The organism is Paenalcaligenes sp. Me131 (genome assembly GCF_050487225.1).
Taxonomy (GTDB): domain Bacteria; phylum Pseudomonadota; class Gammaproteobacteria; order Burkholderiales; family Burkholderiaceae_B; genus Paenalcaligenes.
Genome location: NZ_JBKQGY010000002.1, coordinates 115550 through 129024, shown reverse-complemented (window position 1 = coordinate 129024; position 13475 = coordinate 115550). Strand labels below are relative to the sequence as shown.

General features: G+C 51.5%; 13 protein-coding genes and 1 tRNA gene. 13 read left to right on the top strand and 1 reads right to left on the bottom strand.

Translation table 11 applies throughout. From position 1 onward, the window contains the following. Position 1: 1 nt before the first annotated feature. Positions 2 to 1420, top strand: a complete 1419-nt coding sequence (locus tag ACLPHM_RS08780) for an FAD-binding oxidoreductase (protein ID WP_430220866.1) — start codon at positions 2 to 4, stop codon at positions 1418 to 1420. On the opposite strand, the gene mutM is transcribed toward ACLPHM_RS08780, so the two are convergent. Further along, entirely contained in the window at positions 1417 to 2244 is an 828-nt protein-coding gene (gene mutM / locus ACLPHM_RS08775; protein WP_430220865.1) for a bifunctional DNA-formamidopyrimidine glycosylase/DNA-(apurinic or apyrimidinic site) lyase, read from the bottom strand. The two genes, ACLPHM_RS08780 and mutM, sit on opposite strands and share 4 nt — an antisense overlap. An 88-nt stretch (positions 2245 to 2332) precedes the next feature. Here mutM and ACLPHM_RS08770 point away from each other — a divergent pair, with 88 nt between their 5' ends. From ACLPHM_RS08770 to ACLPHM_RS08715, 12 genes are all read left to right on the top strand, one after another. Then, positions 2333 to 4108, top strand: a complete 1776-nt coding sequence (locus ACLPHM_RS08770) for a tetratricopeptide repeat protein (protein WP_430220864.1) — start codon at positions 2333 to 2335, stop codon at positions 4106 to 4108. A gap of 6 nt (positions 4109 to 4114) precedes the next feature. Continuing rightward, positions 4115 to 4699 carry an outer membrane lipoprotein LolB gene (locus tag ACLPHM_RS08765; RefSeq protein ID WP_430220863.1) on the top strand — a complete coding sequence of 195 codons (585 nt, stop codon included), beginning with the start codon at positions 4115 to 4117 and terminating at the stop codon, positions 4697 to 4699. Between the two features lie 5 nt (positions 4700 to 4704). Continuing rightward, positions 4705 to 5637, top strand: coding sequence for a 4-(cytidine 5'-diphospho)-2-C-methyl-D-erythritol kinase (gene ispE, locus ACLPHM_RS08760; RefSeq protein ID WP_430220862.1), 933 nt, complete (start codon positions 4705 to 4707; stop codon positions 5635 to 5637). Positions 5638 to 5641: 4 nt separating this feature from the next. Then, positions 5642 to 5718, top strand: a tRNA-Gln gene (locus ACLPHM_RS08755). A 106-nt stretch (positions 5719 to 5824) separates the two neighbouring features. Further along, positions 5825 to 6775 (top strand): ribose-phosphate pyrophosphokinase, encoded by a 951-nt coding sequence (locus ACLPHM_RS08750; protein WP_166407318.1) that lies wholly within the window; start codon positions 5825 to 5827, stop codon positions 6773 to 6775. An 89-nt stretch (positions 6776 to 6864) separates the two neighbouring features. Further along, positions 6865 to 7476 carry a 50S ribosomal protein L25/general stress protein Ctc gene (locus ACLPHM_RS08745; RefSeq protein ID WP_430220861.1) on the top strand — a complete coding sequence of 204 codons (612 nt, stop codon included), beginning with the start codon at positions 6865 to 6867 and terminating at the stop codon, positions 7474 to 7476. Positions 7477 to 7584: 108 nt separating this feature from the next. Then, a complete protein-coding gene (gene pth, locus ACLPHM_RS08740; RefSeq protein WP_430220860.1) occupies positions 7585 to 8181 on the top strand; it encodes an aminoacyl-tRNA hydrolase in 597 nt (198 codons plus the stop codon). Then, on the top strand, positions 8181 to 8996 hold the full coding sequence (locus tag ACLPHM_RS08735) for a CPBP family glutamic-type intramembrane protease (protein ID WP_430220859.1): 816 nt from the start codon (positions 8181 to 8183) through the stop codon (positions 8994 to 8996). Before pth ends, ACLPHM_RS08735 begins: the two co-directional genes overlap by 1 nt. A gap of 66 nt (positions 8997 to 9062) precedes the next feature. Further along, a complete protein-coding gene (gene ychF / locus ACLPHM_RS08730) occupies positions 9063 to 10154 on the top strand; it encodes a redox-regulated ATPase YchF (RefSeq protein WP_430220858.1) in 1092 nt (363 codons plus the stop codon). Between the two features lie 221 nt (positions 10155 to 10375). Next, positions 10376 to 11572, top strand: coding sequence for a tyrosine-type recombinase/integrase (locus ACLPHM_RS08725; RefSeq protein ID WP_094807626.1), 1197 nt, complete (start codon positions 10376 to 10378; stop codon positions 11570 to 11572). Further along, positions 11550 to 12299 carry a hypothetical protein gene (locus ACLPHM_RS08720; protein WP_094807625.1) on the top strand — a complete coding sequence of 250 codons (750 nt, stop codon included), beginning with the start codon at positions 11550 to 11552 and terminating at the stop codon, positions 12297 to 12299. The genes ACLPHM_RS08725 and ACLPHM_RS08720 overlap by 23 nt, the downstream gene beginning before the upstream one ends. A 42-nt stretch (positions 12300 to 12341) precedes the next feature. Next, positions 12342 to 13466, top strand: a complete 1125-nt coding sequence (locus ACLPHM_RS08715) for a DNA methyltransferase (protein WP_430220857.1) — start codon at positions 12342 to 12344, stop codon at positions 13464 to 13466. The last annotated feature ends 9 nt before the right edge of the window (positions 13467 to 13475 follow it).

Sequence of the window (13475 nt, the reverse complement as noted above, 5' to 3'; positions counted from 1 at the left end):
CATGGCAGAGTTGGCGAGCTTACGGTCTTTATTAGGTGCGGATAATGTGTTGACGGGCGAGGCGATGGCCCCGTTTTTGACTGACTGGAGAGAGCGTTACTCCGGTGAGGCAGAGGCAGTAGTTCGACCAGGAAGCACTGAAGAGGTAGCGAAGGTTGTGCTGTGGTGCCGAGAGCATGGCTTGAGCATCGTGCCTCAGGGCGGTAATACCGGTTTATGTGGGGGCGCAACGCCTGACCACCGTGGACGCCAAATTGTGCTGTCGCTAAGCCGGTTGAATCGTATCCGTCATGTGGATACCGATAACGACACCATGATCGTAGAGGCTGGCTGCATTTTGCAAAATGTACAAGACGCGGCAGAGCAAGCAGGCAGGTTGTTTCCCTTAAGTTTGGCAGCCGAAGGCAGTTGTACTATTGGCGGTAATTTGGCAACGAATGCGGGTGGTACTCAAGTGCTGCGCTACGGTAATACGCGTGAGCTGTGTTTGGGTTTAGAAGTTGTATGCGCAGACGGCCAGATTTGGCATGGGTTGCGTGGGCTGCGTAAAGACAATACTGGCTATGATTTGCGTGATTTGTTCATCGGTAGTGAAGGTACGCTAGGTATTATTACCGCTGCATCCCTCAAGCTATTCCCGCTCCCAGTGGCGCAATGCACAGCCATGCTGGCATTAGCCTCTTTGGAGGATGCGGTGAAAATGCTGTCGCTTGCCAGAGCGGGTTTTGGTGCGAGCTTGACGGGTTTTGAGGTGATGCGTCACAACTGCTTGGATGGTGTGGTACGTTGCTATCCCGAGCAGCGCCTACCTTTTGATAATGACAGCGCACAGTTCCCGTGGTTTGCATTGTTAGAGCTGTCTGACAATGAAAGCGAAGCGCATGCGCGCGAACGTTTTGAGGTGGTGCTGAGTGACGCCATTGAGGCGGGCGTTGTGCAAGATGCTGTGATTGCAGAAAGTGTCGCGCAAAGTCAGGCGCTATGGCATTTGCGAGAAAGTATCCCGCTGTCAGAAAAAAGTTTTGGCAAAAGCGTGAAGCACGACGTTTCCATTCCTGTATCGTCTATTCCCGCTTTTGTAGAAAAAACCAATGCGTTGTTGCAAGCGAATTTCGCAGGCATTGAGCATGTGATTTTTGGGCATTTAGGCGATGGTAATTTGCACTATAACGTGGCACGCGGTACGGCGTATGGTGAAGACGAGCTGTTAGCTAAACAGAGCGAGATTTATCAAGTAGTGCACGATAGCGTGCATGCTTTTCACGGTTCTATTAGTGCGGAACACGGCATTGGGCAACTAAAGCGGGATCTGTTATCACACTATAAAGACCCCGTAGAGCTGGCGCTAATGCATAAAATTAAGCAGGCTCTGGACCCTGATGGTGTGATGAATCCAGGCAAGGTCTTGCAAGAGCGTTAACGGCGTTGGCAGCGGCTGCAAAAATACGTGGCACGCTGATTTTGCACGAGTCGTAGTATGGGTTTTTGGCATTGAGGGCAGGGCTTGCCTTCTTTGTCATACACCTTGGAGTGCAGCTCGAAATACGAGCCGGGTGTACCGCTGGCATTGACGTAATCTTTAAGCGTGCTACCGCCAGAGGTCAAGGCATCGCTTAGCGTTTGAACGATGGCAGTATGTAGTTTGGCAACGCGGGGTTTGGAAAGGGTATTGGCAGGTGCTTCAGGGTGTATGCCGGCTTTGTAGAGCGACTCTGATGCATAGATATTGCCTACGCCCACGACAATCTGACCACTAAGTAGTGTAGGCTTGATGGCAAGCTTACGCTGCTGCAAATGGGCAAATAGCATAGCAGGAGTGAAGTCATCTCCTAAGGGCTCTACGCCTAGTTTTTGTAACAAAGGGTGTTGAAGTACATCGCCGTTTTGGGCTGGGTGCCATAACACAGAACCGAAGCGTCGGGGGTCATGTAACAAGAATCTGGACTCGTCGAACAACCACTCTACATGGTCATGTTTTAAACGAGGGGCATCCAACGGTACACGGCGCAGCGAACCGGACATACCCAAGTGAATAAGCTGCGTGCCGTGGGGAAACTGTATTAACAAGTACTTGCCGCGCCTACCACAGGCCAGCACGGGTTGTTCACGTACAAGTTCGGGTAATGCTTCGGGAATTGGCCAACGCATTCTAGGTTCGTGTACGATCAAAGTACGTAGCGTATGGCCAGTCATAACCGTCGCAATTCCGCGACGAGTTGTTTCAACTTCTGGCAATTCAGGCATAGTGGGGTGCTAACATTTGGTGAACGGGGCGGCCTCAATAAGCCATCTGACTGCTTAATCTTACGCGCTTTTGCGACGGTTTTTCTGGATGAATCTGTATTCCTTAGTATTTGGCTCATTTTTGCTTGCTCCACTTTATTCGGGGCTGGTTCATGCCGCTCCAAACCAGCTCGCACCCGAGCAGCAGGTTGAACATATTTACTTGCGCAGCGGAGAATTGCCCGAAGTCAGCCTGAGTGCTGACATCATGTATAGAGTCTTGGTGGCAGAAGTAGCAGCACAGTCAGGTGATTTTGATACAGCAAGCCAAACCTTTCTGGATTTGGCCAGAGACACCTTAGATCCCCGTTTTGCTGAAAAGTCTTTTCAGCTCTCTATGATCGATTACAACCAGTCTCGTGCGCTGCGTGCGGCACGTGAGTGGAACAGTTTGGCGCCTGAGAATCCAGAAGCCAAAGCCACTGTGTTGGCCTTGGAGGCGTCTGCCGGGAATACCAAAGGTATGGCGCAAGCATTGCGTCAGCGTATTGATAGCGCTAAAAACAAAGAGCAGGCCATCATTCAGGCAATGTCTTTGTCGGCGCGCATGGTGGATCCACGCTTAGCGTTGGAGGTATTAGAAGAAGCCATTCCACCTGATCTACGTCAGTTGCCAGTATCGCATTTGGCCTTGTCGGATGTGGCATGGGCAGCGCAGCGTCCAGCGCGTGCGTTGTACGAAGCTAGACAAGCCTTAGAGCGCTCCCCAGACTCCGAAGCCGCAGCGCAGCGTGTGTTGGAATACGGTTTGCATGTGGATGTGGAAACTGCGCTAAAAGAAGCTTCAACTGTCGTGCAACGCAATCCAGAAATGCGTAAGTTGCAGTTGCTGTTGATTAGCCGGTTTGTGGACCATCGCAAATTCAACGAGGCATTAGCCTTGATTGATACTATGCAGGCGCGCAACCCTGAAGATTTTGATTTGTTGTACACCAAGGCTGAAGTGCTGTTGCGTGCTCAACGTTACGATGAGGCTATAGAAGGGCTAGAAGAATTCATCAGCGTGCAAAGCCAACGCAGACGTAGTGTGAACGATGGCGTTAGCAATGCGCTGGCCGGTATTTCTGATGCACGTTTACTGCTGGTACGCATTGCTGAAGAGCGCAGAGATTACGCGGAAGCGATCAAGCAGTTGGATCTTATCGAAGAGCCCATGCTGCGTTTCCAATCGCGTGTACACCGTGCTGTATTAGAGGCACGATCGGGTGATCTGAAAAAAGCGCAACGTACCCTAGACACCTTGGGTACACAAGACCGCCAAGAGCAAGCGGTAGTCGCGTTAACTCGTGCATCTATTTACCGCGAAGCAGGGCGTACTGATATGGCCACGACGGTGTTAGAGCGCGCCAATAAAGAGCTACCGGATACCGCCGAGGTCAAATACGACTTGGCCATGCTATACGAGCGTCAGGGGCGTTATCCTGAGTTTGAAAAACTAATGCGCGAAGTGATTGAGCTGGAGCCTACTGAGGCCAATGCTTATAACTCGTTGGGTTACACCTTGGCAGATCAAAATCGTAACCTAAGTGAAGCGCAAGACTTGTTAGAGCAAGCCATGGAGCTTGAGCCTAACAATCCGTATATTCTGGATAGCGTGGGTTGGTACTTGTTCCGTGTGGGTGACTACCAAGCTGCGGCTGAGTATCTAGAGCGTTCGTACGCACTGATGCCTTCCGCTGATGTGGCGGCACACTTGGGCGAGGTGTACTGGGTAGATGGTCGTCCCGAGCAAGCCAAACAAATTTGGGCGGATGCCTTGGCGCACGATCCCACCAATGAAGCTTTGCTCAATACGTTGAAACGTTTGGGCGTCACCCTGCCGTAATCCATTATGAACGCTGTATTTTCTTTTTTCCGCTCGTGGCGACGATTAGCATGGGTGGCATTGGCCGCGTTGTTGAGTGCGTGTGCCACACCATTGCCATCATCGTCTGATGGCAACGAGGTAGTGCTGTCGACGTCGTTTGAGCGCAGCGGTAGGTTTGCTGTCACGATGCAAGAGTTTGCGGGTGAGCGCCAAGCGGTGCAGGGCGGCTTCACCTGGTTAGATCAGCAAGGTATTTTGCAAATAGATTTGACCAACCCTATGGGGACGGTCTTGGCGCGAGTGCTGGTTATGCCTCAAGGGGCTAGCTTGCAGCGCACCGATGGCAGCATGGAATATGCAACAGGGCCGGATGAGCTCGTCGAGCAACTGTTGGGCAGCCCCATTCCTGTCGCGTATTTACGTGCATGGCTGCAAGGAAAAACCAGTGTGACTGCTGAACGAGACGCTGACGGACGTCCAGAGGCGTTTGTGCAAGATGGTTGGCGCGTGCGTTTACAGCGCTACGATCAAACTGGCCCACGAGTACTGCAATTGAATCGCAATGATGCGCAGCGTGATATTAGTGTGCGTTTGGTGGTAGACAGGTAAGTAGCATGGGCAAAGCGTTATACGATGTACCTGCACCAGCTAAGCTCAATCTGTTTTTACACTTGGTGGGGCGCAGACTAGATGGCTACCATAAGCTAGAAACCGTATTTAGGTTTATTGATCTTCAAGATACGTTGAACTTTGAACGACGTAACGATGGTCAAATTGTACGAGCCCAAGAAACCTTAAGCGGCTTGGCTGCCGAAGATGACTTAATGGTGAGAGCGGCGCGTTTATTGCAGCACGCTACAGGCACCTCGTACGGAGTAGAGCTAGATTGTGTTAAACGCATTCCAGCAGGCGGTGGCTTAGGCGGTGGTTCTAGTGATGCTGCCAGTACACTGATAGCTCTGAACAAATTATGGGAAACAGGCTTGAGTCGGGCGCAACTGATGCGCTTGGCTGTACAGCTAGGGGCTGATGTCCCTGTTTTTGTGTTTGGCCAAAATGCATTTGCTACCGGCATTGGCGAGCAGTTGAGGGCAGTAAGCCTGCCACCAGCGTGGTACACGGTGGTGCAACCTAATGCTTTTGTGAGTACAGCAGAAATTTTTGCTGACAAAGGGTTGACACGTAATTCTAAGAGTGTAATAATTACGTTCTTTGATGGATGGCGAGCTGCCTCTCACAAGAAAAGTGAAAAAGAAACTTCTTCTTTGCTTTTTGGGAGGAACGACATGGAGCCCATCGCATGTAAAAATCATGTAGCGTTAGATGCAGTAATTAGGATCTTGCGAAACAATAATTTACATGTTAGAATGACAGGCTCAGGTTCGTGTGTTTTTGTTGAGTATAGCAATTACGCCACGGCCTCTAGTCAAAACAGAAGAATTAGCGGTAAACTACTCAACCTGACACATGACAGGCAGTTGCTGGTAAAAGGTCAATGGCTTAGCCAAGGGCTTGATTATCACCCGTTATACTCCTGGCTAAAATAGAATTTGGGGAATCGCCAAGCTGGTTAAGGCACTGGATTTTGATTCCAGCATGCGAAGGTTCGAATCCTTCTTCCCCAGCCAAATCACTCAGGTTAAACCCTGAAATCGTAAAGCTGTTGTGTCGTACCCGAAGGGCTGCGGCCAACAGCTTTGCTTTTTTGTTTGCATCACCTACACAGCACATCTCATGGCAAACGACCGCTTCATGATTTTCACTGGGACAGCCAACCCTCGTTTGGCTGTAGACGTTGTCAATCATCTGGATATGTCTCTGGGCAAAATGACAGTAGGTCGCTTCTCCGACGGGGAAGTGATGGTTGAAATCAATGAAAATGTGCGTGGTCGTGACGTTTTCGTTCTTCAGCCCACCTGCGCGCCTACGAACGACAATCTGATGGAAATCATGGTGATGGTGGATGCACTACGCCGTGCTTCCGCAGGCCGCATTACAGCAGCAATCCCTTATTTTGGTTACGCCCGCCAAGACCGACGTCCTCGTTCTGCGCGTGTATCTATTACCGCCAAAGTTGTAGCCAACATGCTGCAAGTGGTTGGGGTAGATCGAGTCATGACCATGGATCTGCACGCTGATCAAATTCAAGGTTTCTTCGATATCCCCGTAGATAACATCTACGCATCCCCCATTTTGTTGGGCGATATCTGGCGCTGTAACTACCAAGACTTGGTGGTGGTGTCCCCTGATATCGGTGGTGTGGTACGAGCTCGAGCCTTGGCTAAACAGTTGGAAGCTGATCTGGCGATTATTGATAAACGCCGTCCTCGCGCCAACGTGTCCGAAGTCATGAACATCATCGGTGACGTCAACGGTCGTACATGTTTGATCATGGATGACATGGTTGATACAGCCGGTACATTGTGTAAAGCTGCCGAAGCGCTGAAAGAGCGCGGTGCTGGCGCTGTATACGCATACTGTACACACCCTGTGTTGTCTGGCGAAGCCATTGAACGTATCAGCAACTCCCAGTTAAATGAACTGGTAGTCACTGACACGATTCCTTTGTCCGCCGCAGCACGTGAATGCAGCAAAATTCGCCAGTTGTCCTGTGCGCCTTTGCTGGGCGAAACCATGATGCGTATTTATAACGCTGAGTCGGTTAGCTCACTGTTTGTAGATTGATTTTTCTAGGGTTACTGGTCGCGGTAGCCCTACTAGTCGACGCATAACCTGCGTCATTGAAACGGCCTTTGGCCATATTGGAGTCTCTCATGAAATTTGCTGCTTCCTCGCGTAGCGTACAGGGTTCGGGTGCGAGCCGCCGCCTGCGTCGCGCTGGTCAGGTGCCTGCCGTTGTGTACGGTGGTAACGCTGAGCCACAAGTAATTGCTCTGGACCACAACCAGATTTACCACGACTTGAACAAACCTGCTTTCCACGCTTCCATTTTGACAATGGAACTGGACGGTAAAGCTCAAGACGTTCTGGTACGTGCTGTGCAATGGCACCCATACAAACAGCAAGTTATGCACGTTGATTTCCAACGTGTGATGGCTGGCGAGAAAATCACTACACGTGTACCTCTGAACTACGTGAACGGTGATGCATCCCCAGCAGTTAAACTGCACAGCCAAGTAATCAGCCACGTTGCTGTTGACCTGGAAATCACTTGCTTGCCAAAAAACCTGCCTACTGAAATCACAGTAGATTTGGGTGAAATGGGCGAAAACGCTAACATGTTGCTGAGCCAAATCAAATTGCCAGCTGGCGTTGAATACGCAGGTACTGAAGAAGATCCAGTATTGGCAGCTGCTCTGGCTGTTGGCGGTGCTAAGGCTGAAGAAGACGAAGGCGAAGAAGGCGAGTCCTCCGAAGAAGCTTAAGTCTGACCTTAGATCTCCACGATCTATAGCAGTACAAAACCCCTGCCAGAAATTCTGTCGGGGGTTTGTTTTTGTTGATCTAATCAGTTTGTTGTAGGCCTATACGCAATGTCTAAAGCAATACGTTTGATTATTGGTTTGGGAAATCCCGGCCCCGAATATGAAGCAACTCGCCATAATGCGGGCTTTTGGCTGGCTGATCGGTGGGCACAACAACTGCATGCGTCGTTCACGCTAGAAAAAAACTTTAACGCGTGGGTAGCAAAAGGCAGGTTTGAGGGTGAGGCGGTCATCATTGCTAAGCCTATGACCTACATGAATAGATCGGGTCAGGCCGCTGGTGCATTAATGCGTTTTTACAAGCTCACACCGGATCAAGTGCTGGTGTTGCATGACGAGTTAGACCTATTGCCTGGTCAGGCTAAAATTAAATTTGCAGGTGGTCACGCCGGACACAATGGTTTGCGTGATATACACCAAGTGTTTGCGACACCAGATTACTGGCGTTTGCGCATAGGTATAGGACACCCACGTACATTGGGCTTGGCTCAGCAAGTGGCTGGTTTTGTACTGAATGCTCCGCGTAAAGATGAGTTGTCCCAAATCGAAGATGTGCTTTACCGCTGCGACGCAATTTTGCCTGACATCTTGGCTGGGAAAATGGATGTGGCAACCGCTAAACTGCATAGTGAGAACCGTGCCTAATGAGTGCTAAACCTGTGCGTTTTCGTGATGAGCTGAAGGATTTCTTTGCCTTCCTAAGACGGCCTACAGTAAGCCGTCGTCATGTGATTCGTAGAACAGGTAGCGCGGTACAAGTGGACTGGTTTGCGGCCGCGCCATTTAAGCGTTTATTGTGTTGGGCTCTGTGTTTGTGGGCGATCAACATGGCGTTGTTTGGCCCCTTGGCGGCATCGGTGGCTGGTGCTACAGGTGCACAGCACCGTCTGGATATTACGAATTTACCGTGGCTGCAAGCCTTGATCTGGGCGCCCATCGTAGAAGAGTTGGTGTTTAGATACGGTTTACGTAGGCCGCTACAGTTTGTGTGGTTGGGGCCTATAGTCATTACGTGTCTGTTTAGTGGCCCTGTGTGGTACAGCATCGCTTTAGTGGCGTTGCTGGTATTGCTCTTGATGCAGCCAGCATGGAGCAATGTGCCACTACGAGCCAGTGCTACAACCGCAACAGGTTGGCGTTTGTGGTTACAACGCCTTAGCGGTAAACAGCCTATGCCCATGAGGTTTGCGCGTTGGTATGTGCGCTACTTTGCGTGGGTGATGTACTTGGCAACCATCGCTTTTGCGTGTTTGCATCTTTATAATTTCAATTTTGGTAATGGGCCGTGGTTACTGTTGCCGTTATTAGTGCTGCCGCAGTTAGTCACCGGATTGGTGTTAGCGTGGCTGCGTGTACGACGCGGTATTGCGGCATCTATAGCATTGCATGCCATTTTTAATAGTGGCCCGTTGCTACTGGTTTGGATCATTGTTAGTACTTTGCCAGAGCACATGTTGTAAATGCTCGGAAATGGCCGCTAAGCCGCTACAATACTCCTTTTAATTTCTCTTGTTTTCGGAAACGTCATGTCACTTCAATGCGGCATTGTTGGCTTGCCCAACGTAGGTAAATCTACTCTGTTCAACGCCCTTACCAAAGCTGGTATTGCTGCAGAAAACTATCCATTCTGCACCATCGAGCCTAACGTAGGGATTGTGGAAGTGCCGGATGCTCGTTTGGGTGAGCTGGCTAAAATCGTTAACCCTGAGCGTGTTCTACCTGCGGTAGTAGAGTTCGTGGATATCGCGGGTTTGGTAGCTGGTGCATCAGAAGGTGAAGGCTTGGGCAACCAGTTCTTGGCCAATATCCGTGAAACCGATGCTATCGTGCACGTGGTGCGTTGTTTCGAAGACGAGAACGTGGTTCACGTGGCCGGCAAAATCGATCCACTGAACGACTTAGAAGTGATCCACACTGAATTGGCATTGGCTGACTTAGCCAGTGCTGAGCGAGCATTGCAACGTAATAGCCGCACGGCACGTTCTGGTGATAAAGACGCTATTCGTTTGTGCAAATCACTAGAGCGCATCATTGAAGCGCTGGGCCAAGGCACACCCGTACGTGCATTGGATTTTGATGAAGCCGAGTTGGTTGATTTGAAGCAGTTCTGTTTCATTACCGCTAAGCCTGCTATGTACGTAGCGAACGTTAAAGAAGACGGTTTCGAGAACAACCCATTCTTGGACAAAGTACGCGAATACGCCGAGAAAGAAAAATCTCCAGTTGTAGCGGTATGTGCTGCCGTGGAAGCTGAAATCGCCCAGTTGGACGACGAGGATAAAGCCGCTTTCTTGGAAGACATGGGTATGGAAGAAGCTGGTTTGAATCGTGTGATTCGTGCTGGCTACAAACTGCTGGGCTTGCAAACCTACTTCACCGCTGGTGTGAAAGAAGTACGTGCATGGACCGTGCCTGTGGGTGCTACAGCTCCTCAAGCTGCTGGTGTGATTCACACCGACTTTGAGCGTGGTTTCATTCGTGCGCAAACCATTGCATACGATGATTTCATTCAGTTCAAAGGCGAGCAAGGTGCTAAAGAAGCGGGCAAGATGCGCGCTGAAGGTAAAGAATACATTGTGAAAGATGGCGACGTGTTGAACTTCTTGTTTAACGTCTGACCCTAGAGAGCCATTTCTCAGCATTTCATAAGATTGCTTTGAAGCCTTGAAAAAACGCTAGAACCCCGGAAAATCCGGGGTTTTTCGTTTCTGACGATTGCATGATGTTGCTCGGCCTTGCCTGCGCAAAGTGACTATACTGGTGTATATAAAGATTGGACGAGGCGGCGGAAGGCGTATATGATCCTTCTGTCGTTCCTCATTGCCGATCTCGTGACACCGTGCTGACAGATGCCCACTGCCGTGCTGCCAAACCGAAGGAGCAGCTCTACCGCCTGAATGACCTTCGCGGCCTTTACCTCGAAGTGAAGCCCAATGGGGTAAAGGCTTGGCGCTACCGCTTCAAGCTGGGTGGCAAGGGATCGTGGTTCGCGCTGGGCGACTACCCCACCGTCAGCCTGGCCGAAGCGCGGGACAAGTGCGAGGAGGCGCGGAAGCTGGTCAAGCAGGGCATCAACCCCGTTCAGCACCGGCAGCTTGAGCGCCTCAAGCGCGAACAGGATTCCACCAATACTTTTGAGATGGTCGCCAAAGAATGGCTGGCTCTGCGGGACTGGGAAGACATCACCAAGAAACGCCGCCTGGACATGCTGGAGCGGGTGGTATTCCCCAGCATCGGCAAGCTACCTGTGCGTGACATCACCCCCGCGCACGTTCTCGACATCCTCACCAAGACCGTAAAGCGCGGTGCGCCGACCGTCGCCGCCGAAGCCAAGCGCACCATGTCCGGCATTTTCGAGTTGGCCGTCGCCACCTTGCGGGCAGACAACGATCCCGTCTGGCCCGTCCGCAAGGCGTTGCCCGCCAACAAGACGCAACACAAGACGGCACTGACCACCGCGCAGATCGGCAAGCTGCTCAGCGACTTCGACAACCACCGTTGCGGCTATCAGGTCAATTTCTGCATACAGTTGATGTGGTGGACACTGGCGCGTCCCAGCGAAGCGGCAGAAGCGGAATGGGCTGAATTCGATCTCGATGCCGCGCTTTGGACGATCCCAGCTCGGCGCATGAAAGCCCGCCGCGAGCATGTGGTGCCACTGCCAACGCAGGCCATAGAGATGTTGCGGCGCCTGCGCGCCATTAGCGGCGACCGGACGCACCTCTTCCCCGGCAGGGATGACCGCAACAGGCCGATGTCAGTGCATTCGATCCGGCAGGCGCTCAAGGTGCTGGGCTGGAGCGGCACCTACAGCCCGCATGGCACCAGAACCACGGGCAGCACCCGGCTGAACGAAATGGGCTACCGCCCGGATGCCATTGAGGCGCAGCTTGCCCATTCGGAACCCAACTCGGTACGCCGCACCTACAACCATGCCACCTACCTCGAAGAGCGGCGGGGCATGATGCAGGCATGGGCGGACAAGCTTGAACTCTGGAAGCGGGAGAGCACAGGTGAAGTCAGTAAAACACAGTGAGTACCTGCCCGACACGGAGGCAGGACGCTTACTATTCAGGGAGCGCCTGATTGCAAAAATTCAGCAACATCGCGACTTCAAGGCGCTGCCACACGAAATTCAGTCGAGCTTCTTTGAGGAGTTAGCTGCACTCACCTTTTTCGGCACCAACAACTGTTCGGTGGAGACACATAGCTCACGGATACGCAAGCTCGAAAAACTGGCCGACAGTTATCGCCGGGTTGCCAATAGCATTGCACTGCTTTCGGAAATAGATGAGCTGCTGCTCGATGATGCCTTTCAACACAGCATGCCTTTGCAACAGCAAAAGAAACTGATGCGACAGCTGGCTGCCCAAGTTGATGGCCTGATAGGCGGGATGCGGCAGACGTCTACCAGCACGTCTGAGCGGATTTTGCTACGTCTGCAGGGTGCGAGCCTGCTGAAGCAATTGGGCAAACTGGGGGTCGTCTGCAAAATCAACAATGACTTTCAGAAAATCGCCCAAACTGATGCAGGGCATAGCGAGGAAACCGAGCAAGCACAGCGTTTTCTGCCGGATCTGTCGCAGAGCATGACCCTTGCCATGCTCTGCACCATGCTGGTTCTCTTCAACAGCGGCCAGGTCGTTGAATGGAGCTACTGCCGCAGACTGCTGTTGGAAGGGATAACCTTGCACAAAGCACACACTCCGGATAGAGCTAACGCCGCCAATGGTTCCCTACGCACCCATTGCCGTGTAGACTAATCCTTATATCTAAAATTCATGTCAAACACAAGTACTCAGAACGTGGCCCTCGCCTACAAAAAAGAAAATGCGCTGAACGCAATTTGCCCTTACTTTACGATGTTTCCGCTTGAGTATCCGAATAGGGTGCTCAAAAAGCATCTAAAGGAACAGCCAGTTGTGCTCGACCCATTTTGTGGTCGGGGCACCACGTTATTCTCTGCTCGAAAATTTGGACTTTCTGCCTGGGGTATTGATTCGTCGCCTGTTGCTGTTGCTATTGCAAAAGCCAAGCTTGCGAGCTGCGACATCGAGGCTCCTCTAAAGCTTGCTGCGGAACTGATTGCAGACGCCGAGCCAGCCGACTTGCCAGACACTCCATTCTTCCGTGCCGCGTATCACCGGTCGACGCTCCGTGATATTTGCGCTCTGCGCGAAGGATTGCTTGGACTCGGAAATGAAACGGATGCGTCGTCCATATTGCGTGCTGCCGCACTGGGGTGTTTGCACGGCCCACTCCCCAAGCATCTTGAGAGCGCGGGCTACTTTTCAAATCAAATGCCAAGGACTTACGCGTCAAAACCGGACTACGCTGTTCGATTCTGGAAGGAACGCGACCTCAAAGCGCCAAAGATTGATGTACTCCGAGTACTGCGTCGAAAGATAGAGCGGTTGGCTGGACTTGATCAAGCCTCCCCATGTCCGATATCTCATGTCCTACATGGAGACGCTCAATCGGAAGAGTTGTTTCAGTCGATTAGTAATGCGCCCTCGGTTGTAATAACCTCCCCCCCCTACTATGGAATGCGAACATATGTTCAAGATCAATGGTTGAGAAACTGGTTTCTGGGCGGCCCTGATTCCATTGACTATTCAGCTGGCCCGCAACTTAATCACGGTGGGCAACAGGCATTTGCAGCCTCGCTTGGAAATGTTTGGCGCAATATTGCCAATGCTGCTTCGTCCTCCGAATCGCTCCATATGTACGTCCGATTCGGAATAATTCCGTCAGCGTTGGTTGATGCAAAAAAGCTCTTCGGAGACTCTTTGCAAGAATCTGGAGTCAATTGGCGCTTGGTTTCTACGCGCTCAGCAAAGTCAGCTGATGTTGGCAAGCGGCAAGCAGATCAGATGAAAGCCGAGTCTGCCGCCGCCGTCGAGTTCGATTTTCACGTCGAAAGAATTTGATTACTGCCG